The organism is Alishewanella sp. BS5-314, assembly GCF_025377695.1.
Classification (GTDB): domain Bacteria; phylum Pseudomonadota; class Gammaproteobacteria; order Enterobacterales; family Alteromonadaceae; genus Alishewanella; species Alishewanella aestuarii.
The window spans coordinates 757099-780785 of record NZ_JACEHJ010000002.1; the positions used below are offsets into that span (position 1 = coordinate 757099).

Here is a 23687-nt window from a genome sequence, read left to right on the forward strand (position 1 = left end):
ATTGTGACGCGAGCACACTGTACGACTTTGAAGACATTTTGGGGTTGTATGGTTAAGTGACTAAGCGTACACGGTGGATGCCTTGGCAGTCAGAGGCGATGAAGGACGTACTAACCTGCGAAAAGCTATGGGGAGCCGGTAAGAGGCGCTGAACCGTAGATATCCGAATGGGGAAACCCAGTGAGTTTACTCACTATCCTTAACTGAATACATAGGTTAAGGAGGCAAACCGGGAGAACTGAAACATCTAAGTACCCCGAGGAAAAGAAATCAACCGAGATTCCGTCAGTAGCGGCGAGCGAACGCGGACTAGCCCTTAAGCTAGATTGGTGTTAGTGGAATCATCTGGAAAGCTGAGCGATACAGGGTGATAGCCCCGTACACGACAACACCTTTATAGTGAAAACGAGTAGGACGGGACACGTGGTATCCTGTTTGAAGATGGGGGGACCATCCTCCAAGGCTAAATACTCCTGACTGACCGATAGTGAACCAGTACCGTGAGGGAAAGGCGAAAAGAACCTCTGTAAGAGGAGTGAAATAGAACCTGAAACCGTGTACGTACAAGCAGTGGGAGCCCACTTTGTTGGGTGACTGCGTACCTTTTGTATAATGGGTCAGCGACTTACATTCTGTAGCGAGGTTAACCGAATAGGGGAGCCGTAGGGAAACCGAGTCTTAACTGGGCGAACTAGTTGCAGGGTGTAGACCCGAAACCGGGCGATCTAGCCATGAGCAGGTTGAAGATTGGGTAACACTAATTGGAGGACCGAACCCACTACTGTTGAAAAAGTAGGGGATGACTTGTGGCTTGGAGTGAAAGGCTAATCAAGCTCGGAGATATCTGGTTCTCCTCGAAAGCTATTTAGGTAGCGCCTCGAGCGAATACCACCGGGGGTAGAGCACTGTTTGGGCTAGGGGGTCATCCCGACTTACCAACCCCATGCAAACTCCGAATACCGGTGAGTACTACTCGGGAGACACACGGCGGGTGCTAACGTCCGTCGTGAAAAGGGAAACAACCCAGACCGCCAGCTAAGGTCCCAAAGTGATGATTAAGTGGAAAACGATGTGGGAAGGCATAGACAGCTAGGAGGTTGGCTTAGAAGCAGCCACCCTTTAAAGAAAGCGTAATAGCTCACTAGTCGAGTCGGCCTGCGCGGAAGATGTAACGGGGCTAAAATCATCCACCGAAGCTGCGGATTCACACTATGTGTGAGTGGTAGAGGAGCGTTCTGTAAGCCTGCGAAGGTGTGCCGGGAGGCATGCTGGAGGTATCAGAAGTGCGAATGCTGACATGAGTAACGATAAGGGGAGTGAAAAACTTCCCCGCCGAAAGACCAAGGGTTCCTATCCCATGCTAATCAGGGTAGGGTGAGTCGGCCCCTAAGGCGAGGCTGAAAGGCGTAGTCGATGGGAAACGGGTTAATATTCCCGTACCGGCCAATACTGCGATGGGGGGACGGAGAAAGCTAGGCAAGCGCGGCGTTGGTAGTCCGCGTGAAAGTGCGTAGGTTGGAGAGGTAGGTAAATCCGCTTCTCTAAGACTGAGACACGAGACGAGTCACTACGGTGACGAAGTTGCTGACGCTCTGCTTCCAGGAAAAGCCTCTAAGCTTCAGGTATTGGTGACCGTACCCTAAACCGACACAGGTGGTCAGGTAGAGCATACCAAGGCGCTTGAGAGAACTCGGCTGAAGGAACTAGGCAAAATAGTACCGTAACTTCGGGAGAAGGTACGCTCTTGTGTGTGAAGGCCTTGCGCTGTAAGCATATGAGAGTCGCAGTGACCAGCTGGCTGCAACTGTTTATTAAAAACACAGCACTCTGCAAACACGTAAGTGGACGTATAGGGTGTGACACCTGCCCGGTGCCGGAAGGTTAATTGATGGGGTTAGCGCAAGCGAAGCTCTTGATCGAAGCCCCGGTAAACGGCGGCCGTAACTATAACGGTCCTAAGGTAGCGAAATTCCTTGTCGGGTAAGTTCCGACCTGCACGAATGGTGTAATGATGGCCAGGCTGTCTCCAGCCGAGACTCAGTGAAATTGAAATTGCGGTGAAGATGCCGTATACCCGCGGCTAGACGGAAAGACCCCGTGAACCTTTACTATAGCTTGGCACTGAACATTGACCCTACATGTGTAGGATAGGTGGGAGGCTTTGAAGCTGGGACGCTAGTCCTGGTGGAGCCGTCCTTGAAATACCACCCTTGTATGTTTGATGTTCTAACGTAGGTCCCTGAATCGGGATTGCGGACAGTGTCTGGTGGGTAGTTTGACTGGGGCGGTCTCCTCCTAAAGCGTAACGGAGGAGCACGAAGGTTGGCTAAGTACGGTCGGACATCGTACGGTTAGTGTAATGGTAGAAGCCAGCTTAACTGCGAGACAGACACGTCGAGCAGGTACGAAAGTAGGTCATAGTGATCCGGTGGTTCTGTATGGAAGGGCCATCGCTCAACGGATAAAAGGTACTCCGGGGATAACAGGCTGATACCGCCCAAGAGTTCATATCGACGGCGGTGTTTGGCACCTCGATGTCGGCTCATCACATCCTGGGGCTGAAGTCGGTCCCAAGGGTATGGCTGTTCGCCATTTAAAGTGGTACGCGAGCTGGGTTTAGAACGTCGTGAGACAGTTCGGTCCCTATCTGCCGTGGGCGTTGGATAATTGAGTGGAGTTGCTCCTAGTACGAGAGGACCGGAGTGAACGAACCGCTGGTGTTCGGGTTGTCATGCCAATGGCACTGCCCGGTAGCTATGTTCGGAACGGATAACCGCTGAAAGCATCTAAGCGGGAAGCCGGCCACAAGATGAGTTATCCCTTACCCCTAGAGGGTACTAAAGGGTCGTTGGAGACCACAACGTTGATAGGTGAGGTGTGGAAGCGCTGCGAGGCGTTGAGCTAACTCATACTAATTGCCCGAGAGGCTTAACCATACAACGCCCAAGATGTTTTACGCGAAAAAGCGTATAAAAGTGAATACAGTGTGCATACAATCAGCTTGCTAAGTTAAAGAACAGACAAACCAGTTATTGCCTGGTGGCAATAGCGCTGTGGAACCACCTGACTCCATTCCGAACTCAGAAGTGAAACGCAGCTGCGACGATGGTAGTGTGGCATTCGCCATGCGAGAGTAGTACACCGCCAGGCACCTCATTCAATAGAAAAGCCCTACTCGCAAGAGTGGGGCTTTTTTATTGGCTGCGATTCTGACGCGGTGTACTGCTCGAGCAGGGCGATACCATGCGCAGAGTAGTACAGTGAAGCCGGGAGACGGCAAGCCAACAGTTTGGCTTGGCGCCGGCTGAACGCCCCGAGCTCTGCGAGGGGCATGAAGGCACCTCATTCAAGCAAAAGGCCTACCCTAACGGGTGGGCCTTTTTGCATTGATGCGCCTGCGGGGGTACTACACTCCCACGCCAGCCACAGCGGTGGCATTGCGAAACACATCCCTGTGTTTCGCCCTTCGGGCCTGCCTTCGGCAGTCCAACTTCGTTCCTGACGAAGTTGTCGCCATGCTAGACGGTACTTCGACTACACGGCCTCTGTACGAAGCGCCAAACTAAACGATGACACGATACTCAGACTCCGGTACGCCCGTCGTACCGGAGTCATTCTGCGATAGCGATAGAACAGATTAAGCCAAACGCAACCAAAGACTTATCACAGCGAGCCGTAGCAACGACATCAACCGCTGCACTTACGACCAGATAAGTCTAAGCACTGTTCAATAAAATACAGCTTTAAGTGACAACCACTGCTCTTTTTGCACCGTATACCTGAGCTAATGAATCTTAGGAAGTGTTATGACACAAAACAGCTCAAAGGTCCCTGCACACCGACTTTCACGTTTTGGTAGCTTGGCTTCGTTAGCGGGCAGGGTCGCAGGTGGAATGTTAGCCGAAGGTGCGCGCCAGCTTGTCAAAGGCCATCTGCCAGCGAAACAGGATTTGTTGTTAACTCCTGGCAATGTTAAACGTGTCGCCGAGCAACTGGCACATCTGCGTGGTGCCGCGATGAAAGTAGGCCAGCTATTGTCGATGGATGCCGGCGATCTACTACCACCAGCGTTGACCGAGATTCTGGTAAGGCTACGCGCCAGTGCCAACCCAATGCCAGCTAAGCAGTTGGCCCAGGTACTGCAGCAGGAGTGGGGGGATAACTGGCAACGGCATTTTGCTGATTTTACCTTTGTGCCTATGGCTGCCGCTTCAATAGGTCAGGTGCACCAGGCTTATCATGACAACGGTAAACGTTTGGCAGTTAAGATCCAGTACCCTGGCGTCAGGCAAAGTATTGATAGTGATGTTGATAACGTGGCAACGCTACTGCGGTTAAGTGGTTTGTTGCCAAAGGGTGTCGACTACCAAAGCTTACTTGAAGAAGCCAAACAACAGTTAAAGCATGAAGCGGATTATTTATTGGAAGCGCGCTATTTAAGTCGCTACGGTCAACTTCTTGCTACCAGCCCTGATTATCAGGTGCCCATTGTTTTTCCGGAGTTGAGTACAGCCAATATTCTGGTGATGAGTTATGTGGAAGGTGCGCATATTGAAAGCCTGGCGCAGGCAAGTCAGGCTGAACGTGATAGGGTGATGACCTTACTGTTTCAGCTATTATTTCGGGAATTGTTTGAATTCCGCCTGGTGCAAACCGATCCCAATTTTGCCAACTATCTGTATGACAGTCGTCGGCAACAATTAGTCCTGCTGGATTTTGGCGCTTGTCGCGAATATTCTGCGGATTTTAGTGACGGTTATCGCACCTTGTTTGGCGCAGCGCTTAAAAATGATAAAGCCAACATTGAAACCGCCTTACAACAGATTGGTTTTTTCAGTCAGCATATCGTCGAATCCCAGAAAGTCGCGGTACTAGAGTTAGTTGCTTTGGCCTGTGAGCCGTTAAAACAGCCGCATGCTTTCGATTTCGGAGCATCTGATTTAGCCAACCGGCTACGCGAGGCCGGTATGGCCCTCAGTATGAAGCAGAACTATTGGCATACGCCGCCAGCAGACGCAATCTTTTTGCACCGAAAAATTGGCGGTCTTTATCTGCTGGCTGCCCGGTTAAAAGCGCGCGTTAATTTGCAGGCTATATTACTTCCTCACCTGGTTTGAGCGCAGCAAAGGGAGATAGTGAGCGCAGGTGTCTAGCCTGCGCTTTTGTTGCCGGTATTTAGCGTACCAAATGCCATTTAGTCTGACGGCCTGCCAGATAAATCACCGTTTTACCGTCAAAGTAGGCGCTTTGCTCCAGCTTGATATGTGCCAGTTGATTTTGCCACTCTGGAATGGCCTGCTTGATGTTGCCCTCTATCGCATAGGCAGTATTGGCATAAAGCTGCCAGTCGCCCTGTACTGGCGTTGGCCCCTGATTATCCCACATTCCGATGGTGGGCCCCGGAGCATGGCCGAAAAATCCCAGTGGGTGTGAGTAAGTACTGCTGAGAATGCCGGCTGCCTGAGCTTTTTGCTGGGTGGCTTTTAAAATCTGATTGCCGGTACGCCCCGTTATAAACTCCTTTTTCAGGATATCCTGCCAGCGGTTGCCGGTTGCCAGCGCGGCTTTTAATCCTGCAGGGGCATCCTCCTCATCGGCTTTAAGCACATAGGCCATTTCCTGGGTGTCGCTACACAGCTTTAGATAACAGATCCCAACGTCAGTATGCAGAATATCACCACGTTGAATAACGCCGGACTCGCCGCAAAATGCCGTATCTTTATCACAAGGTGTGCCAGGGCGCTGTAAGCTGACATAAGGCATAAACCAGATCGGTAATTGCAACTCACTAAAACGCTCACGCAGATACCAGGCGACATCTTCAGTGGTGGTTACACCAGGCGTAATGACCCGGCTACTAAAGCCCTCGGCAATGACGCCACGGGCAATGCCGATAATATGCGGATAGACTGCCAATTCACTGGCAGTACGTTGTTCCAACCAACGCACCACCAGATTTTCCGCAGACACCAGGCGACTTTGGTAAGCCTGTGGTAAAACTTCTTTTAAGCGGCTATGCAAAGCAGAAGTTAAACCATCCGCCACCGGCCATTCTTTTGAGACGTTAATGCCAATTGTTTTTGGATCTTTACTGACAATTAAATCAGCCAACGCCTGCCACTGCTCATCGAGGCTGCCGCCTTGCCAGGCCGCAGTGTAGGGCGCGCCCAACGGGTAGCGGTTTACCGTCAGTTTTTCGATAGTACCATCAGCCAAGCGGTTAAATACCAGCATGGTCGTGCGTCTGGCAGCAAAGCTGGGTTGGGGCGCCAGCGTAAAATACACCGGATCTTCGGCCTTTTCGCGATTAAGTACCAACCACATATCCAGGTTTTGTTCTGCCATTAGCTGTGGCAAGAGTTGCTCTAACCTCTCTGTAAGCATCGCGTTTTCCGGAGCAATACGCTCCCGCTGCGGTAGCACCGCAAAATCTGCAGCGCTATTAATATAGCGCCCCTGATTAAAGCTCGCTTCGGCGGCGACATGCAAGGGGTGGCAGATAAGTAAAGGCAGGCAGCATTTTAAAATTAAACGAATTTTATGCTTCATATAGTTTATTCTTCTTAGATGTGGTTTTTGTTATTGGGTTTTAGGTTATTCGCGTTGGCTGCAACGAGAGTTGCCGCCAACGGGCGATTAAATACGAAACTTCTGTACCAGTATATGCAGTTGTTCCGCCAGCTTTGCCAGCTCATTGCTCGAGGCACTGGTTTGATTAGCGCCGGATGACGTTTGCAAAGAAAGATCACGGATATTCACCAGGTTCTTGTCAACTTCCCGCGCTACAGTAGCTTGTTGTTCTGCAGCACTGGCGATGGTGAGGTTTTGTTCATTGATCTGCAGTACCGAAGCAGCAATTTGTTCCAGGGCTGCGCCGGCTTCGTGTGCAATTTGCCGGGTGCGATCGGCTTTTTCGGCACTAACGCTGATGGCTTTAACGGTATTACTGGTTTCCGCCTGAATGGCATGCATCATACTTTCAATTTCTTTCGTCGACTCCTGTGTTCGATGCGCCAATGCCCGTACCTCGTCGGCGACAACGGCAAACCCCCGGCCTGAATCACCTGCTCTGGCGGCCTCTATAGCCGCGTTCAAAGCTAACAGGTTAGTTTGTTCTGCGATAGCACGAATGACATCAAGGACTCTGCTGATGCTGGTTACCCGCTCAGCCAGAGTTTGTACACCCTGGCGGGTATTGGTAATTTCATGCTCAAGTTCGGCAACAGTCGCGATGGTATGTTTGACCTTGTCCCGGCCAGATTTCGCCTGTTCCTCAGCAAGCTCTGAGTTCTGTGATGTTGCGGCAGCGTTACGGGCTACTTCTTCAACAGCAGTGGTAAGTTCGGTAACTGCAGTAGCGGCTTGCTCTAGTTCATCACTTTGTTGGTGGAGTACCCGGGTTGATTGCTCAGTAACAACGCTGAGTTCTTCTGCTGTTGTTGATAGCTGATTCGATGAATCATTAATGGCAACAATAGTGTGCTTCAGCTGTTGTTGCATCTGTACTAACGCGCGGATCATCGCCGCCATTTCATCGCGGCTCTGGTCATCAAAGTGTTGTGTCAGATCGCCTTTAGCGATTGTTTCGGTAGCACTCAGAGCCTGATTGATCGGTTGTAATAAACTGCGACTAAACACGAACGCAAAGAGGGCGACTAAACCAACCGCAATAACGATCGCTGTGATCATCATGGTATTGGCCTGGTTGATAATGCTATACACATCGGTGCCAGCAGCCTCCGCCCGTGTTTGTTGATAGCGCCCAAGTTGATTGAGAGCATCCGTGACCTGAAACCCCAGCTCAGTGAAGCCCTCATGCCGAAAACTGTCTGCGCGAGCAAAATCACCAGCGCGGACAAACTCCATCAGCCGCGCATGCTGTACATCATAATTTCTCTTGCCGGTCATCACGGCCTCAAGCATTTGCCGACCCTCTGCGGACTCGACCAAGCGCCGCATCTTTTCATAACTAGCATTAAAGCTTTGCTCTAACTCAGTTAACTGTGTAAGGGCTTGTTGTCTGGCTTGTGGGTTGGGAGCGTAGATTGCATTGAGGGTATGCAGGCGGGTAAGTAAAAAGTCGCGCCTTAGCTCGCCAACGGTGATAGCTGCAGGAACTCTGCGTTCAACCAGGGTTCCAACCACTTGACCTGTCTGATGAAATTGACTAATGGCGATAATGCCGAGAATTAAGGTAATAAGCCCCAGTAATGCAAAAGCCAGTGTTGCGCGAAGTCCAATTTTGAGTTGTCTTACCATGGTGGTTCCCTCCAAACTTATATAGTGGTAGAAGTTATAGCAGGGTGTTACCAGAAGCTCAATTTTTTACCGTTTGCCAGTAAGATAATTGCGACCAACTTTTTATGACATCATCTTGAGTTGGTTTGGCATGTTAATTATTTAGAAAGTATGGAGAATTTTGCGAAGCCAGTTATCATGGCATTGACAGCTATTTTATTGTAAAGGACATTCAAAGCGTGATTGAATTATCAAATTTCGGCTACTTGCTGCTTAGTGTGCTGGCTTTACTGGCCGCTACGCTCGGTTACTTATTGGCCAGCGTTAAGCTGCGGCAAAAACTGGGGCAGCTTGCCACCGAATTAGCAACTCAGCAGCAAATAAGTCAGACAAGTCAGCTGCAACTTGAACAGCTACAACTGAGCCATCAAACAACGCAGATGCAACTACAGCAGCTGCAACTGACCGATACGAAAAATACTGAGAAGTTACATTTTAGCGAAACCACTAACCAACGTGTTCAGCAAGAACTGGTGCAAGCGCAACTTGAGGTTAAACAGTTATTGCAGAAGTTGGAGCAACAAACTGGTTTTACGCATGAACAACAGCAACAGAACCAGCGTCTTAGCGCACAGCTTGAAGAAAGCGCTAAGCAGTTGGTGCTGCGCAGTTCAGAATTGGAGCAGATGCGTAGCGCCCGCGAGCAGCTGCAACAGGAATATCATCATCTCTCAAACCGTTATACACAGCTGAAAACCGAGCTCGATGAGCGTGAAGCCAGCCATCAGCGGGAACTGGTTAACTTCGAAAAACAAAAACAAAGCCTGGTGGAGCAGTTTAAAGCCTTGTCTAACGAGATCCTGGACGCAAAAGCACAGAGTCTGCAGGAGACCAGCAAACTAAGCTTAATTGCGATGTTAAGTCCGTTTCAGCAATCGATAGACGCTTTTAAAAAAGAAGTACAGGATATTCATCACCGGGAAACTACTGCTCAGGGTGAGCTGAAAAAAGAGCTGGCATCGTTAAAAGAGCTGAATCAGCATATCACCAAAGAAGCGCATGAGTTATCTACCGCACTGCGGGGGCAGAAGAAGTTGCAGGGCAACTGGGGCGAACTGGTACTGGAAAATGTGCTCGATCGCTCCGGCTTGCAGCCGGGCAAGGACTATCAGCGAGAGGTCAGTTTTAGTACTGACGACGGCAAATTCCGCCCCGATGCGATAGTGTACCTGCCACAAAACAAGCATTTGGTAATTGATGCTAAGGTGTCACTCAACGCCTATACCCGTTATGTTAACGCTGAACAGGAGCTTGAGCGGCAACAAGCCTTAAAAGAGCATGTGCAGGCGGTGGCTAGCCGGATCAAAGAGTTGTCGGCGAAAGACTACTTCCGTTTGCCGGGTTTAAACTCGCCGGATATGGTGTTTATGTTTATCCCGATTGAATCGGCTTTTGTTGAAGCCCTGAAGGCGGATGAAAGTCTGTTTCAGCAAGCCATCGAAAATAATATTCTGGTAGCGACACCCACTACTTTGCTGACCAGCCTGAATATTGTGCGTCAGCTGTGGCGCTATGAAGATCAGAACAAGCACACTGCGGCTCTGGCGGACAAAGCCGAAGCGGTATTTAAAAAGCTGAACAGCTTTTTGGGGAACTTTGAAAAAATTAAACGCGGGCTCGACAGCGCTGGCGCGGCCTATCTGGCTGCTGAAAACCAACTGGTCAGTGGCCGTGGTAATCTGGTAAAACAGGTAGCCGATTTTAAAAATCTGGCACCCGCGATCAAGGCAGAGCTACCACAGTATTTTGTCGAAAAAGCTGAGCTTGAGATTGATTTTATTGCCGCAAGCGACGGCGATAAACCACAACCTTTACCTTCGGAGTTTGCTGATGACTGAACCCCAGGTTGAAATAAAACTGTTTTCTGCCAGCACCCCGCTAAATGATGCGGTATTGCGTACACTGGCTCATTTGCCGACCCGTAGCTTAGGACTGTTGGTCGCCGACGAGTTCTGGTGCCGGTTATCTGATGCCGATTTGATGCGCATCGCGGTGCTACTGGCCGAGAAAAGTTACCTCGAAGGTGGCTGCCCGATTGGGGCAGTAATTATCGATAACGCCAGCCGTCGCATTGTCGGCAAGGGCCATAATACGCTGGTGCAGGAAAGCCATCCTTATAATCATGGCGAAACATCAGCCATTCGGGATGCTGGCCGCATCGACTTTGGTCAAACCACACTTTTTACCTCACTCAGCCCTTGCAATATCTGTACGGCGCTGTTGATTAACCGTGGTTTTAACCGGGTGGTGGTTGGCGATGTCAGCAGTGCTGGTGGCAATGAGCAAACGCTAAGCAATCACGGTGTTGCGGTCAAGGTGCTTGAAGATAGCAAAGGTGTAGCGCTGTATCAGCAGTTCCGGCGTGAGCAACCAGAGTTAGAGCGTGAAGACTGGCTTGGCCTGCGGCAGAACAAAGACTAAATCAGAGGCTGCACAGTATGGTTATACCTCTACCATACTGTGCTCTAGGGTAAGGATGTAAGCGTTTGTTGCAACGCCGGGAACAGCCCTGGGCTCTTCTTCGATTGTAAAAGCTGCTGCGCAATACGAATATCTGCCGTGTAGTAAAGCGATGCAAAACCCAGCCGGTTGCGGCCTAAGTTGTGAAACACCATACCAAAGGCAATGTCGCCGGCGCTGAATTGTTGGTGATTGGCTGCAAAATAACTGGCCGGCCGGCTAAGTTCCTCGTCAACCAGTAACGAGCGTACCCGACCTGGCCCACCATGATAAGCCTGGATCAGTAGCAGGCGATAAATTTGCTCCTGCTTGTCTTCCGGCAAATGGCCAAATTTTGCCACAAACACCGGCTGTAGCATGCGGTGGTTGCGCTCAAACAGCCAGAGCGCACAATCCACCTGAGCAATGCGGTGTAAATGCTTATTGGCCGGTACGCCACAATCTTTTAGGGCGGTTGGGGTAAGCTGTAATATACCGCGGGCATTGGCTTTGGATTTGGCTTCACGCACACCGCCGCTTTCGATAATCAGCATCCCCGCCAGATCCGGTAACAGGTTGGGGGGCAGTGTAATCTTCTTTTGCTGTACCCGGCGGTTGTATACGGTTTGTAATACCTCATGCAGCGACGCCTGCTTCTTTGGCGTGCCGACCGAAATACCCTGCCAATTGCCAGACAGGCGACCATCCGGATGTTCACCCAGATAGCGGGCTATTGCGAGCGGTAAATCAACATAGGGTTGATGACAGCGAATGGCAAAGGGGTAACCGACGGTATTGCTGTTGCCGGCAACATAGGCCGGTACCAAGCCTTGCTGCGCCAGTTGCTGCCGGCTTTGATTTAATCGCTGCTGCGTTTGCAAAGAATTATCAGCATCTTCGACGTATTGTAAAAAGTTACCGCGCATATCGAACAACACATGACGCTTCTGCTCGGTACAGTAGCCGGAGCGGGTCAGGATCCAGCGCCGTACATTCATCATATTGTCGTAAACGCCCTGGCTATCATCAAAGGCCTTGGTACGGACCACATCGGTCCAGCTTTGAAAGGCCGCACCCTGTGCCAGGGAGGGCGGCGTAAAAAGCGACCATACCAGTCCTGCCAGGACCAGTGGCACACTATTGCGACGAGAGAAGAGTGCCATGCGAACTCCGTGAGCTGATGCTATTTCGCTGAATAGTATTACTGAATGATAGCTGAACACAATACGGCATTAGGATGAGAGGCCGACTTTTTTACAGGTTGGAGCAGTGCGCTCTGTAATTGCTGTTCGCGCGGCAGCCAAGCAATCCAAAGCGCCGCGACAACGTATAACAGCGTAATGTCGTGAAGAAGGATGATGCGGTGAAAACTATTGTTAGCCTGGTTGTGGCGTTGTGTTTAGCCGCCTGTTCAGTGGTCGGTCGCAGTGAGGTAGAGATTGCTCCTTATCAGGTGCTTAAGGCCGATAGTAGCCTGGACATCGAAGTTCGCCGTTACGAGCCTATGATACTGGTGTCGACCAGTATGGCCGGCGATGGCAGAAATAACGCTTTTCGAAAATTATTCCGTTACATCTCAGGTGATAATGCAGGTAGCAACAATATTGCGATGACAGCACCGGTATTGATGGCAGGAGAGCCGGCAAACCAGGGTACGAAAATCGCCATGACCGCCCCGGTATTTATGTCGGGGGCCAATAGTGAGCCGCGGATGGCCTTTGTTATGCCAAAGCACTTTACTCTCGACAGCACACCCAAGCCGACAAACCCAGATCTGCTGGTTGAGGAGGTGCGCGACTATACAGTAGCCGCTATTCGCTTCAGTGGCACCTTATCACAGCGCAATGTGCAGCGTTACAGTCAGCAATTGCAGCAATGGATTACCGCCAATGGCCATACTGCAGTTAGCGACCCTGTTACTGCCGGATATAACGGCCCTTTAACGTTGCCAATGCTCAGGCGCAATGAGATTTTGATTGAGATTCGGCATTAAGTTTAACACCTCGCGCAATTTGTGGCTTTACTGTCGAAACCGTCTTGGCTAATTGGCGTGTTACGAAATAACTTAGCAAGCCGCAACAGATCAGAGAAAAGGATTTGTTGCTGGAAAATTTCGTCCGCTTTCTGTAATGTCGGACCAGTTGCTATTGCCGGGTTAAATCTTTTCTAATGCAGTTACATATTCTACATGGCTATATTCAGCATATTTATCTGGTGCAGCATGACAGCAAGTTAATGCTGCTCGATGGTTGTAGTCGTGCTGATATCGCTACGGTAACGGATTTTATTCAGCAGCAACTGGGTTTGCCGCTGGAGGCGTTAAAGCTGATTATTGTGACCCATATGCATCCGGACCATGCGGGTGGTGCACATAAGCTCAGGCGTTTAACCGGCGCCCGTATTGCCAGCCATCCTAAAGCACGGCGTTGGTACAGTGGCCTGTTGGGCCGTACCGCGCATCTGATTGATGTTAGCCTGACCTGGTGGGTTGCTACCCGGCTGGGTAAGCCCAAGCGGCATATTTGGTATAACCCGCTGCTAAAACCAGACTTGTTATTACTGGACGGGCAGCAGGTACCGGACTTTGCTGAGTGGCAAGTGTTGTACACACCTGGCCACACTGACCATGATTTATCCTTGCTGCATCTGCCAACCAGGCAGTTGTATATCGCTGACCTAATCGTCTCGGTTAAAAAACGGCTGGTACCGCCATATCCGGTGTGTCACCCGAACCAATATAAGCAATCATTGCAGCGGGTGCAGGACCTTGCACCCAGCCAGATCTATTTTGCCCATCTGCCGGCACGTGCCGCTAAGAGTATCGACTTTGCCGCGATACTGGCGCAGGCTCCAACTTTACCAAAAAACCATTGGCACTCGATGAAGAACCGCATCTTACATACGCTAGGGCGACAAAACCGGTCGCATTAAGCCAGATTGTTGGCACTAGCTGCGATGATAACGCTGTTCTGAAACAAACTTTGACTTATTGGTTTTTTGCGCAATAATTTGTGCATTACTATCTAATGCGAAAAATTTAATGCAAAAAATAATGATTCTGAGTGTGCAACACCAGTTTGCGATGTCATTGGGGAAGTTAGTTAAGCATCAGCGGGCTCAGCGTATGGCTCAGGGCGAACTTGCTACACGCACTGGCCTTAGCCGCAATACTATTTCGGCGATTGAAAATGGTAAATCCGTTAGTACCGAGGCGTTATTTGCTGTGTTAGCGCACCTTAATTTGCTGCATTTACTGGCTGAGCCAGTTAACGGGCAATTGGCCGAGCTCGATAAACGGCAGCAACGCAAAGCCCGTAAGCCTAAAGCGGAGTTGTCGAATGACTTCTGAGCAAGCCTATGTTTTTATAGATGGTCTGGAAGACTCTCCCGTGATTTGCGGTGTGGTAACACTGGATCCTGCACGCCGCTATGGTGAGTTTCGTTATGGTAAAAGCTATCTGGCGCGATCAGATGCCTTTGCGCTGGATCCACTTAATTTACCCTTATCAGATGAGCTATTTACCACATCCGGCGGTAAAGGCTTATTTGGTGTTTTAACCGATGCTGGAGCAGATGCCTGGGGGCAACGGGTTATTCTTTCTTTACATAAAACCAAGCCGGCTAATGCGTTGCAATTTTTGTTGGCTGGTTCGGGCATGGGCGTTGGCGCCTTGGTATTTAGCAAGTCACGCTCGTCTTCCAAGCCCAAATATAACAAAAATACCTTGGGGGATTTACCCATGTTACTGCGGGGTAAGGCCGCAATTTTGTCAGATGAGGCGATCCCGCCTGAGGCAACAAAAGCGTTCGAGCATGGTTCCAGCCTGGGCGGTGCCAGACCTAAAACACTGATCACAGAGGGAGCTATTACCTATCTGGCAAAATTTAATCGACCAGATGATCTCTTTAATCAGGTGAAAGTTGAGCACGCCAGTATGCGGATGCTAGCCGAGTTACCGGTGCACGTTGCCAATACCCGCGTTGTGTCAGCTGCTGATGAGGATGTATTGCTGGTAGAACGTTTCGACTGTGATGCCCAGCGGCCAACCCATCACTTTATCAGTGCCAATTCGCTAATCAATATTGCTGCAGTTAATCCAGACCAGTTAAACCCCAACTACAGTTATGGCTTTTTGGCGGAGTTTTTGGCCAAACATTCTGCTGCGGCAACCGATGCGCAAGAGTTATATCAGCGCATGGTGTTTAATGTTCTGCTTGGCAATACCGATGATCACAGCCGTAATCATGCGCTACTTTACAGTTTCAGCCAACGAACCTGGTGTTTGGCGCCAGCTTATGATGTCTTGCCAATTAACAACTCCCGCCAGCATGGGCTTGGTATTGGCGCCTTGGGCCGGTTCGGTAGTGCAGAAAACTTACTCAGTCATGCCAGCCGTTTTGGGTTAAAAACGGTAAAAGCCAGAAAACTGATATCGCAGGTGCAGGATTTAGTAAGTGAGTGGCCTAGCTATTTTGCCAGACTGGCCGTGGGAGAGGGGGATATCGAACGCTTACACGGAATTATTCCGCGTATTGATTAAGACTTTGCTGTGGTAAATGCAAAGTAAGATCGCGTCTCCGGTACGGCAAGCATACCGGAGACGGGCGCGTTGTAGTCGGCTTAGTTGGTTTCGGCAGCCCTGCTGTTTATGAAGAGCGAACCGACGACCTTCGGGTTCCCGAAATTTAGATACAAAAAAACCAGCTTAGTGCTGGCTTTAAGTTGGTTGCGGGAGCCCTGCTGTTTATGAAAAGCGAACCGACGACCTTCGGGTTCCCGAAATTTAGATACAAAAAAACCAGCTTAGTGCTGGCCTTTAAGTTGGTTGCGGGAGCCGGATTTGAACCGACGACCTTCGGGTTATGAGCCCGACGAGCTACCAGGCTGCTCCATCCCGCGTCCGTGTTACTACAACTGAGCAGTGGTTGTAATAAGTTGTCTGCAATGTTCGGTGTAGATTTGGTTGCGGGAGCCGGATTTGAACCGACGACCTTCGGGTTATGAGCCCGACGAGCTACCAGGCTGCTCCATCCCGCGTCCGTCATTGCGGGGCGCATCTTAGAGCTTTCGCTTTACATACGCAAGCGTTAATTTCGCTTATTTGGTTCGGTTGCCTATTTGCTAAGCAAAGCGGCGGTTTGTTGCTGCTATTGCTCCCTAAATGCTTACCAAGCTGCGCTGAAATAACCTTGGCCGCAACTCTGAGAAAGTGCGGCGCCGGGGTTGTCGATTCTGCTATACTAGCGGCCATTTTATTTTAAGGTTTGCTGCAATGCTGGAATTTTGGGCTTTAACGTCGAAGGGCGTGGAAGAGCTGTTAGCGGATGAGATCCGCAGTTATCAGGGTGAAGTGTTAAAGGTCTCAATGGGCGTAGTACGCTTTAAGGCCGATATTAAAACGGCCTACACCCTATGTTTATGGTCACGCCTGGCAACAAGGATCCTGCGCTTAATTCAGTCGGAGCCGGTTACTGCCGAGTCGGATCTGTATCAGATCGCAAGTAATATCGACTGGGGCCAGTTAATGTCAGTGCGGCAAAGCTTAGCCGTCGACTGTGTTGGCAAGCATCCAAAAATTGATAATACCCAATATGGCGGCATGCGCTTAAAAGACGCCATTGTCGATCAGTTTCGCGAAGAAACCGGCGATCGGCCGGATGTGGATCGCTTAAACCCCGATGTGCGGTTTCAGGTCCGTCTGGATAAACAGCATTTTCATTTCTTGCTGGATTTCTCCGGCCCGTCGTTACATCAGCGCGGTTACCGTACCGGGCAGGGCGAGGCACCGTTAAAAGAGCATTTAGCGGCAGCTTTGTTAAAGCGCTCTGGCTGGACTGTCGGTACCCCTTTGTACGATCCGTTCTGCGGTAGCGGCACTATTTTAATTGAAGCGGCGCAAATCAGCCTGAATCAGGCGCCGGGACTGGCACGGGAAAGCTTTGCCTTTGAGCGGGCACCGGGTTTCCGGGCCGCGGTATGGCAGCAATTAAAAGCCGATGCTAAAGCGCAGGCCTTGCCCGCGGGCGACATTATCCAGTTTTGGGGCACTGATACTGACGAGCGCAGCCTGAGTAAAGCCCGGCAAAATGCTGCCCGTGCCGGCGTGGCAAGCTTAATCAAATTTGATTATGCCGATGCCACTGCGTTAAAAGGCGCCGTGACGAATACCCAGGGTGTGATAGTGACTAACCCGCCTTATGGCGAGCGCTTGGGCGATCTGCCGGCACTGATCCCGCTTTACAGTAATTTCTCGCTGGCGCTAAAAACCCACTATCAGGGCTGGCGCCTGGCAATTATTACCTCGAACAGCGACTTACTGCGTGCGCTGCGCTTATCTAAAGCCAAGAGCTACAAATTTAGTAACGGCCCGCTGGACTGTGAATTTACGCTGTTTGACCTCACAGAAAAGCAGGTGCAGGTTAGCTCCAGCGCACCAGCGTTGTTTTTTAGTGAGAGCAGCGCCTTTGGTAACCGGCTGGCGAAAAACTTAAAAGCGATTCAAAAATGGGCCAAACGCGAAGGCTTAAGCTGCTATCGCTTATATGATGCCGATATTCCGGAATATAACGTCGCGGTAGATTGGTATGACGGCGAAGTGGTCGTGCATGAATATGCCGCGCCCGGCACTGTCGATGAGCAAATTGCCCAGAAGCGCTTGTTCGATGTGGTTAATCAGGTACCAACGGTGCTGGGGATCAGCCCGGATAAGATGATCCTGAAGGTTCGGGAAAAGCAAAAGGGTACTAACCAGTATCAGGCACTGGCTAAAGCCGGCCAGTATAAAGAAGTGTCAGAGTATGGTGCTAAGTTCTGGGTCAACCTGCGCGATTATCTGGATACCGGGTTATTTTTAGATCACCGTATTACCCGCCGCATGCTGCAGCAACAAGCGCAGGGTAAACGGGTATTAAACCTGTTTGCCTACACCGGCAGTGCCTCGGTGCATGCGGCTATTGGCGGTGCGACCAGTGTCACTACCGTTGATATGTCCAACACCTATCTGGATTGGGCTAAACGCAACTTTATGCTGAACGGTCTTAATGGTAAACAATACCAGTTTGAACAGGCAGATTGCTTACAGTGGCTCGCCCGCAGCCGGAATTTATTTGATTTGATCTTTGTCGATCCGCCAACCTTTTCTAACTCGAAACGGATGGAAGATAGCTGGGATGTACAGCGCGATCATGTCAAATTACTGAATATGTTGATTAGCAAGATGGCACCGGGCGCTAAGGTCATTTTCTCCAACAATAAGCGGCGCTTTAAGCTCGATTACGCGGCGCTTGAGGAAGCCGGCTGGCAGGTGAAAGATATTTCGGCCGCGACCTTACCGGAAGATTTTAAGCGCAACCCGCATATTCATGTCTGTTTTGAGCTAACCCGGCCATGAGTGATTTAACCCTATACAGCACCTGGGGCTGCCATCTGTGCGAACAGGCCGAAGCCCTGGTGCAGCAAGCTGGCCTGGCCGATAAACTGCAGGTACAGGATATCGTCGATGATGAGGCGTTATTTGCCCGTTTTCGGGTGCATATTCCGGTGCTGGCAGCCAGTGATGCCCAGGGGCAGGAACAATTACTGTATTGGCCTTTTGATCAAAGTGCGCTAGCCAGTTGGCTAGACGCTTTGGATCTGACAACAACCGATTAAAGCAGGATAGGGTAACGTGGAGTTATTACGTTTTCAGCAGGCTTGCCTGGCCTTTGGTACCCACCCGGTACTGGATAAGGTGGATTTTAGTTTATTTACCGGTGAGCGGGTGTGTCTGGTTGGCCGTAATGGCGCCGGCAAGTCGACCTTTTTAAAATTGCTGACCGGTCAGCAAAATTTGGATGATGGTCAAATTGTGATGACTAACGGCGTGGTGCTAAGCCGCTTAGAGCAAGACCCGCCAGCCAAAATGGACGTCAAAATTGCCGACTTTATCCGTGAAGGTGCCGGTGATTTAGCCGAAAAACTGCAGCAGTTTTATACCTTATCTGAGAACCTGGACGGTGCCGGCGATGCTGAGTACCGGTTATTTGAACGCTTGCAAAGTGAGCTCGACGCCCGCGATGGCTGGGGCTTAGAAGCGCGGGTTGAGATGCTGTGTCAGCAGTTTGATATGGACGGTAACGCCAGTTTAGCCACCTTATCTGGCGGCTGGTTACGCAAAGCCGCACTGACGCGCGCACTGATTGCTAAACCCGATATTCTGCTGCTGGACGAACCGACTAACCATTTGGACGTGGCTGCAATTCAATGGCTGGAGGGCTTTTTAAAGAGCTTTGCTGGTGCCATTATCTTTATCTCGCACGACCGCGCCTTTATCCGTGCTTTAGCCACCCGGATTATCGATCTTGACCGTGGCTTATTGACCTCGCATCCGGGTAACTATCAGGAATATCTGGATCGCAAACAAAAAATGATTGAAGACGAGCAGCAAGCCAATGCGCTGTTCGATAAAAAACTGGCTGAAGAAGAAGTCTGGATCCGCCAGGGCATTAAAGCCCGCCGCACCCGGAACGAAGGCCGGGTAAGAGCGTTAAAAGCGCTGCGCCGTGAACGTGCGGCGCGGGTTGAGCAGTTAGGTAAGGTCGATTTTGCGATTGAGCAAGCGGCGCGTTCCGGCAAGCTGGTGTTTGAAACAAAACAACTCAGCCACGCCTTTAATGGTGTGCCGGTTATCCGTGATCTCGACTTACTGGTAATGCGTGGTGATCGCGTGGCCTTAGTGGGCCCCAATGGTGTCGGTAAATCCACGCTGATTAAGCTGTTATTGGGTGACTATCAGCAGGATAGTGGCGAGATTAAACGTGGCACTAATCTGGAAGTGGCGTACTTTGATCAGCACCGGATGGCGCTCGACTTGGATGCGACGGTGCAGGATAACGTCGCTGACGGCAAGCAGGAGATAAACTTAAATGGTCAAAGCCGCCATGTGTTAAGTTACTTGCAAGACTTTTTATTTCCGCCGCTGCGCGCCCGTACGCCGGTGCGCGCCTTATCCGGTGGTGAGAAAAACCGCTTGTTACTGGCCAAGCTATTTGCTAAACCCAGCAACCTGCTGATCCTCGACGAACCGACCAACGATCTGGATGTGGAAACCCTGGAGCTTTTAGAAGATATTCTGGAACAATATCAGGGCACCGTCTTGCTGGTCAGCCACGACCGGGAGTTTGTTAACAATACCGTGACCAGCTCACTGCTGTTTGCTGGCCAGGGCCGGATTATTGAAATTGCCGGCGGTTATGACGATGTGCAGGACTGGCAAGCGAAGCAGGGCGCTGATCTCACCGCCAAAAAAGCCGAGCCGGTAGCCGAAGTTAAAACTAATGCGCAGGAAAAACCGGCGCAGGCTTCTGTTAACAGCGCTAAGAAGTTATCATACAAAGAGAAACGTGAATTAGAGCAGCTGCCGGCGCTGATTGAAAGCCTGGATCAGCAGCTTAGCGCCTTACAGACTGAAGTGAATGATGCCGATTTTTTCAAGAACAGCGCAGACTACACCCAGCAAAGGTTGAACCTAATCCAAGAAACCGAGTCGAAGCTGGCGCAGGCGTATCAGCGCTGGGAAGAATTAGAAGCCGCAATATCGTAAATTTTTAGGGGCCCGTTAATGAAATTATCACCGATCAGCTTAGCAGTATTGCCGTTGCTGACCATGTTCTCGGCGCAAGCCGCGGTGTATCAGATTGTTGAATTAGATACCAATAATAAAGTCCGTGCCACCAGCGGTGCTGCTGCAACCGCACAGGGCGCCGTTGTGACCAATGGCAGCACTTTTCTGGATATAACCTTAGATCTGGAAACCATCGATTTTGAAAGCGAAGCACTGAAAGCTTTGCTTACCGAGGAGCAACTGGCTGACGCTAAAAACGGTATTATCGATGCGACAGTTAAGAATATTCTGCTTAATCTGCTATTGGCGACGCAGAACAACAGCCCTTCGGTTCGTAATCAGCCTATTGGCATTACCCGCATTTTTAATCAGCCACAAAACGGCGTGGTCACCGGTGTCCCGGTACGGGATATCAACCAGACCAGAACCAATACCGAATTTGCCTATACCAGCAACAACACTGGGCAGCTAGCTGTCGTAGCGACGGCTCCGGCTGTCAAAGTGCGTTTTGAACCATTACCAGAGCCAGTGCCTGAGGATACCCCAGAGCCAGAAATCCCGGTGATCCCGCAGCCTTACCTGGCCTGGGTACCAGAGCCTGGTTATATGTTGGGGTATGTGGTAGACGGTAATCAAAGTATTTTGCTACCGCCCGCTTTTACCGAGTTGGGTGGCGGGATGTCTGCGGCGCAGGACATTAATAACAATGGCCAGGTGGTTGGCTTTACCTCCAGCGGCGTAACTGACGAAGTTAAAAACGTAATTAATGGTATTTGTACCGGTCGTTCACAGCCATTGCAATTTTGTCTGAATTTATCGATGGCCAGCCGTGCCGTAGATTTAGGCGGCTTGTTAGCACAGGTTCGTGCTTATGAAACAATCGATAGCCTGCCGGCAGGTTACCAGGAGCGAGCTGCATTATGGCAATTAAACGGTGATGGTAGTGCCAGTTTAACCCAAACCTTTGGCTTTTTAGGCGAGAAAGGTACTGGCCAGTTAGCGCCAACCTCTGAGGAATATCCGGTTCCTATTTACTACAGTCGGGCTAACGCCATTAACGACGAGGGGATTGTTGTTGGTCATTCGCTATATTCTGACTCCAGCCGGATTATTCGTTTTTTTGACAATATTGGCCGCGAATTTCGCCGCGTATACAACGCCCCTCATGCCACAATTTATCGTCAGGGCGAAGTAACCGGTTTTATCGATCCGCAGGAATGGCTGGCAAGTGTTGCTGTTGATATTAACAACCAGGGTTTAGTTACCGGTTATGGTTTAAAGAATATCAACAGTGCGATTCGTTCCAAACTGTTTACTTATAATATCAATAGCCGTGAAGTTAAGTTTGTTGAGGGATTCTTCAACAGCTCGTCAACTGAACCTCGGGCAATCAATAGCAATGGACAGATTGTCGGTAGAGCTGAAGTTGTCATTGGCGGTACTATCAGCCGTCGTTTCCACGGTTTTATGTATGATAACCGGGATGGTAGTTTCCGGGATCTGAATGATCTGGTGGGTTGTGATGCGCCCTATACCTTAGTTGATGCCACAGCGATTAATGATAATGGCGAAATTCTGGCTACCGCTTTGGTTCGTCGGCCGCGCTTAGATGTAAATGGTCAACAGCAGGTTGGGGAAAACGGTCAGGTCATTACCGAAGAGCAAGCCACTGCAGTTAAACTGCGTCCAATCCCAAATGGCCAGCCAGCAAATTGCAATGCCGATGACAACCAGTATCAGCGTAAAAGCGGCAGTGTGTCGGCATTCTGGTTAGTATTACTGGCATCCGTGCCGTTGCTGCGCCGCCGTCGGTTCTAATTTTTCATGTCTTGGCAAACCCCGGTCACCGCAAGGTGCCGGGGTTTTTTGTAATCAAAAAAAATTCTTTAGATGATTTTGGTCTAAAAAGCTTTCCAGGCTTTTGTGCCGACATCTCATGTGCTTAGCAGAAGTCAAGCATTATATTACTCAATTTTGGTTTGAACCTTCCGGTCATATTGGCTATCTATAAACTGTAACATTGTTGTGTTAGGCGCAACTTTGTTACCGTTCAAAACACAAAAAGTTGAGGAAGACTGCCGTATGAAAAGACAAAAACGTGATCGTCTGGAACGTGCTCATGCTCAAGGTTACCGCGCTGGTGTTACCGGCCGCTCAAAAGAAATATGCCCTTATCAGAATTTAGATGCCCGCTCAGAATGGCTCGGAGGTTGGCGGGAAGCAATGGCAGACAGGAATGTCGGATTATTTAATAAAGGTGCCTGATTACGGCCTGTAACACAAAAGCCCCGTTATTCAGCGGGGCTTTCTGGTTTATAAGGGCAAGCGTTTAGAAGCTTGAGGTATCCTGGAATAAACCGACTTTCAGATCGGTCGCGGCATAGATCTCGCGTCCATCCACACTGACTACACCATCAGCAATACCCATAAAGAGTTTACGCTTAATCACCCGCTTCATATTGATGGTATAGGTCACTTTTTTCGCAGTTGGCAGAATTTGACCGGTGAACTTTACTTCACCGACACCCAAAGCGCGGCCTTTGCCCGGACCGCCAGACCAGCCTAAGAAGAAGCCCACCAGCTGCCACATTGCATCTAAGCCTAAGCAACCAGGCATAACCGGGTCGCCTTTAAAATGGCAGGCAAAGAACCAAAGGTCCGGATTGATATCCAGTTCAGCGATAATCTGACCCTTGCCATATAAACCGCCTTCTTCAGAAATATGGACAATCCGATCCATCATCAGCATATTGTCTGACGGCAGTTGGCTGTTGCCCGGGCCAAAGAGTTCACCATTGGCACAGGCGATTAAATCTTCTTTTGTAAAGCTATTCTTAGTCATGTATGTTTAGTCCAATAAAAATGCTGCGTCAGCTTAGCGAACAGCTGTACGCCAGACAAGTCCGATTTGTACAACTTTGCTATTTTTATCGCAGATAACTGGCTAAGTTGGCAACGAATTTTCGTATAGTTAAACTGACATCCCTATCTGGTATGAGGTCGCACCGGTACCGGAGTGCTGTGGATAAGTTGAGGGTGTAATGAGTGATGAAAAGGCCAGGGCGCTAAGCAATGCCGAAAAACAGCGGCGTTATCGGGAGCGGCAAAAGGGTTGTGGTAAAAAAGAGCTGCGCGGTTATTTAACACCGGAGGCACTGCAGTGTTATCAGGAAATTGCTGAAAAAACCCAGTGGAACGACAGTACCTTGCTCAGCAATGCGATTCGCTTAATGTACGCCGCGCATAAGCTGGGGCAAATTGGCATTTTGAATAGCTGGCTAAATGAGCATAAACGTTAATAGCTGCACGCTGCTGCTGCTTCGCGCTATAATGGCCGCCGTATTATGA

17 protein-coding genes, 2 tRNA genes and 2 rRNA genes are annotated in these 23687 nt (G+C 50.1%); 15 read left to right on the forward strand and 6 right to left on the reverse strand.

Annotated elements, in window-relative coordinates:
* Window positions 1-50: 50 nt before the first annotated feature.
* The 3 genes from H1D31_RS08105 (at window position 51) to H1D31_RS08115 (ending at window position 5117) form a co-directional block, all read left to right on the forward strand.
* A 23S ribosomal RNA gene (locus H1D31_RS08105) occupies window positions 51-2936 on the forward strand.
* A gap of 99 nt (window positions 2937-3035) precedes the next feature.
* A 5S ribosomal RNA gene (rrf, locus tag H1D31_RS08110) occupies window positions 3036-3150 on the forward strand.
* Window positions 3151-3893: 743 nt separating this feature from the next.
* Entirely contained in the window at window positions 3894-5117 is a 1224-nt protein-coding gene (locus tag H1D31_RS08115; RefSeq protein WP_261257585.1) for an ABC1 kinase family protein, read from the forward strand.
* A 58-nt stretch (window positions 5118-5175) separates the two neighbouring features.
* Here H1D31_RS08115 and H1D31_RS08120 read toward each other — a convergent pair whose 3' ends face one another.
* Complete coding sequence (locus H1D31_RS08120) at window positions 5176-6549, reverse strand: M24 family metallopeptidase (protein WP_261257588.1); 1374 nt, start codon at window positions 6547-6549, stop codon at window positions 5176-5178.
* A gap of 87 nt (window positions 6550-6636) precedes the next feature.
* Window positions 6637-8259, reverse strand: a complete 1623-nt coding sequence (locus H1D31_RS08125; protein ID WP_261257590.1) for a methyl-accepting chemotaxis protein — start codon at window positions 8257-8259, stop codon at window positions 6637-6639.
* Between the two features lie 218 nt (window positions 8260-8477).
* Here H1D31_RS08125 and rmuC point away from each other — a divergent pair, with 218 nt between their 5' ends.
* Window positions 8478-10136, forward strand: a complete 1659-nt coding sequence (gene rmuC / locus H1D31_RS08130) for a DNA recombination protein RmuC (protein WP_261257592.1) — start codon at window positions 8478-8480, stop codon at window positions 10134-10136.
* Window positions 10129-10719 (forward strand): nucleoside deaminase, encoded by a 591-nt coding sequence (locus H1D31_RS08135; protein WP_261257594.1) that lies wholly within the window; start codon window positions 10129-10131, stop codon window positions 10717-10719. Before rmuC ends, H1D31_RS08135 begins: the two co-directional genes overlap by 8 nt.
* Window positions 10720-10763: 44 nt before the next feature.
* Here H1D31_RS08135 and H1D31_RS08140 read toward each other — a convergent pair whose 3' ends face one another.
* A complete protein-coding gene (locus H1D31_RS08140; protein WP_065956590.1) occupies window positions 10764-11900 on the reverse strand; it encodes a transglycosylase SLT domain-containing protein in 1137 nt (378 codons plus the stop codon).
* Window positions 11901-12100: 200 nt separating this feature from the next.
* Here H1D31_RS08140 and H1D31_RS08145 point away from each other — a divergent pair, with 200 nt between their 5' ends.
* The 4 genes from H1D31_RS08145 to H1D31_RS08160 all read left to right on the forward strand — a co-directional run bounded on the left by H1D31_RS08145 (window position 12101) and on the right by H1D31_RS08160 (window position 15278).
* Window positions 12101-12730 carry an SOUL family heme-binding protein gene (locus tag H1D31_RS08145; protein WP_065956596.1) on the forward strand — a complete coding sequence of 210 codons (630 nt, stop codon included), beginning with the start codon at window positions 12101-12103 and terminating at the stop codon, window positions 12728-12730.
* Window positions 12731-12906: 176 nt separating this feature from the next.
* Window positions 12907-13668: an MBL fold metallo-hydrolase gene (locus tag H1D31_RS08150; RefSeq protein ID WP_065956589.1), complete on the forward strand. Its 762-nt coding sequence runs from the start codon at window positions 12907-12909 to the stop codon at window positions 13666-13668.
* Between the two features lie 109 nt (window positions 13669-13777).
* Window positions 13778-14086 carry a helix-turn-helix domain-containing protein gene (locus H1D31_RS08155; RefSeq protein WP_261257601.1) on the forward strand — a complete coding sequence of 103 codons (309 nt, stop codon included), beginning with the start codon at window positions 13778-13780 and terminating at the stop codon, window positions 14084-14086.
* The gene (locus H1D31_RS08160; RefSeq protein WP_261257604.1) at window positions 14076-15278 is read left to right on the forward strand and encodes a type II toxin-antitoxin system HipA family toxin; all 1203 of its coding nucleotides are present in this window, start codon (window positions 14076-14078) and stop codon (window positions 15276-15278) included. Before H1D31_RS08155 ends, H1D31_RS08160 begins: the two co-directional genes overlap by 11 nt.
* Before the next feature lie 282 nt (window positions 15279-15560).
* On the opposite strand, the gene H1D31_RS08165 is transcribed toward H1D31_RS08160, so the two are convergent.
* A tRNA-Met gene (locus tag H1D31_RS08165) sits at window positions 15561-15637 on the reverse strand.
* Window positions 15638-15698: 61 nt separating this feature from the next.
* Window positions 15699-15775, reverse strand: a tRNA-Met gene (locus H1D31_RS08170).
* A gap of 235 nt (window positions 15776-16010) precedes the next feature.
* Here H1D31_RS08170 and rlmKL point away from each other — a divergent pair.
* The 5 genes from rlmKL to rmf all read left to right on the forward strand — a co-directional run bounded on the left by rlmKL (window position 16011) and on the right by rmf (window position 22604).
* A complete protein-coding gene (gene rlmKL, locus H1D31_RS08175) occupies window positions 16011-18128 on the forward strand; it encodes a bifunctional 23S rRNA (guanine(2069)-N(7))-methyltransferase RlmK/23S rRNA (guanine(2445)-N(2))-methyltransferase RlmL (RefSeq protein ID WP_261257606.1) in 2118 nt (705 codons plus the stop codon).
* Window positions 18125-18388: a glutaredoxin family protein gene (locus tag H1D31_RS08180; RefSeq protein WP_261257608.1), complete on the forward strand. Its 264-nt coding sequence runs from the start codon at window positions 18125-18127 to the stop codon at window positions 18386-18388. Before rlmKL ends, H1D31_RS08180 begins: the two co-directional genes overlap by 4 nt.
* Before the next feature lie 16 nt (window positions 18389-18404).
* Window positions 18405-20318 (forward strand): ATP-binding cassette domain-containing protein, encoded by a 1914-nt coding sequence (locus tag H1D31_RS08185; RefSeq protein WP_261257610.1) that lies wholly within the window; start codon window positions 18405-18407, stop codon window positions 20316-20318.
* Window positions 20319-20336: 18 nt separating this feature from the next.
* Window positions 20337-22157 (forward strand): DUF3466 family protein, encoded by a 1821-nt coding sequence (locus H1D31_RS08190; RefSeq protein ID WP_261257612.1) that lies wholly within the window; start codon window positions 20337-20339, stop codon window positions 22155-22157.
* Window positions 22158-22421: 264 nt separating this feature from the next.
* Window positions 22422-22604: a ribosome modulation factor gene (rmf, locus tag H1D31_RS08195; protein ID WP_008608569.1), complete on the forward strand. Its 183-nt coding sequence runs from the start codon at window positions 22422-22424 to the stop codon at window positions 22602-22604.
* 64 nt (window positions 22605-22668) lie between these two features.
* Here the strand turns inward: rmf and fabA are convergent, their stop codons facing one another.
* Window positions 22669-23181 (reverse strand): 3-hydroxyacyl-[acyl-carrier-protein] dehydratase FabA, encoded by a 513-nt coding sequence (gene fabA, locus H1D31_RS08200; RefSeq protein WP_065954738.1) that lies wholly within the window; start codon window positions 23179-23181, stop codon window positions 22669-22671.
* Window positions 23182-23380: 199 nt separating this feature from the next.
* Here fabA and H1D31_RS08205 point away from each other — a divergent pair, with 199 nt between their 5' ends.
* On the forward strand, window positions 23381-23638 hold the full coding sequence (locus H1D31_RS08205; RefSeq protein ID WP_008608567.1) for a hypothetical protein: 258 nt from the start codon (window positions 23381-23383) through the stop codon (window positions 23636-23638).
* Window positions 23639-23687: the final 49 nt, after the last annotated feature.

Excerpts from the sequence above, each read along its gene's own strand:
- H1D31_RS08205 (WP_008608567.1), top strand. The coding sequence starts at position 23,381 with ATGAGTGATGAAAAGGCCAGGGCGCTAAGCAATGCCGAAAAACAGCGG.
- H1D31_RS08125 (WP_261257590.1), bottom strand. The coding sequence starts at position 8,259 with ATGGTAAGACAACTCAAAATTGGACTTCGCGCAACACTGGCTTTTGCA.
- H1D31_RS08135 (WP_261257594.1), top strand. The coding sequence starts at position 10,129 with ATGACTGAACCCCAGGTTGAAATAAAACTGTTTTCTGCCAGCACCCCG.
- H1D31_RS08180 (WP_261257608.1), top strand. The coding sequence starts at position 18,125 with ATGAGTGATTTAACCCTATACAGCACCTGGGGCTGCCATCTGTGCGAA.
- H1D31_RS08150 (WP_065956589.1), top strand. The coding sequence starts at position 12,907 with ATGCAGTTACATATTCTACATGGCTATATTCAGCATATTTATCTGGTG.
- rlmKL (WP_261257606.1), top strand. The coding sequence starts at position 16,011 with ATGCTGGAATTTTGGGCTTTAACGTCGAAGGGCGTGGAAGAGCTGTTA.
- H1D31_RS08115 (WP_261257585.1), top strand. The coding sequence starts at position 3,894 with ATGTTAGCCGAAGGTGCGCGCCAGCTTGTCAAAGGCCATCTGCCAGCG.
- H1D31_RS08190 (WP_261257612.1), top strand. The coding sequence starts at position 20,337 with ATGAAATTATCACCGATCAGCTTAGCAGTATTGCCGTTGCTGACCATG.
- H1D31_RS08160 (WP_261257604.1), top strand. The coding sequence starts at position 14,076 with ATGACTTCTGAGCAAGCCTATGTTTTTATAGATGGTCTGGAAGACTCT.
- H1D31_RS08140 (WP_065956590.1), bottom strand. The coding sequence starts at position 11,900 with ATGGCACTCTTCTCTCGTCGCAATAGTGTGCCACTGGTCCTGGCAGGA.
- rmf (WP_008608569.1), top strand. The coding sequence starts at position 22,422 with ATGAAAAGACAAAAACGTGATCGTCTGGAACGTGCTCATGCTCAAGGT.
- fabA (WP_065954738.1), bottom strand. The coding sequence starts at position 23,181 with ATGACTAAGAATAGCTTTACAAAAGAAGATTTAATCGCCTGTGCCAAT.
- H1D31_RS08155 (WP_261257601.1), top strand. The coding sequence starts at position 13,778 with ATGCAAAAAATAATGATTCTGAGTGTGCAACACCAGTTTGCGATGTCA.
- H1D31_RS08120 (WP_261257588.1), bottom strand. The coding sequence starts at position 6,549 with ATGAAGCATAAAATTCGTTTAATTTTAAAATGCTGCCTGCCTTTACTT.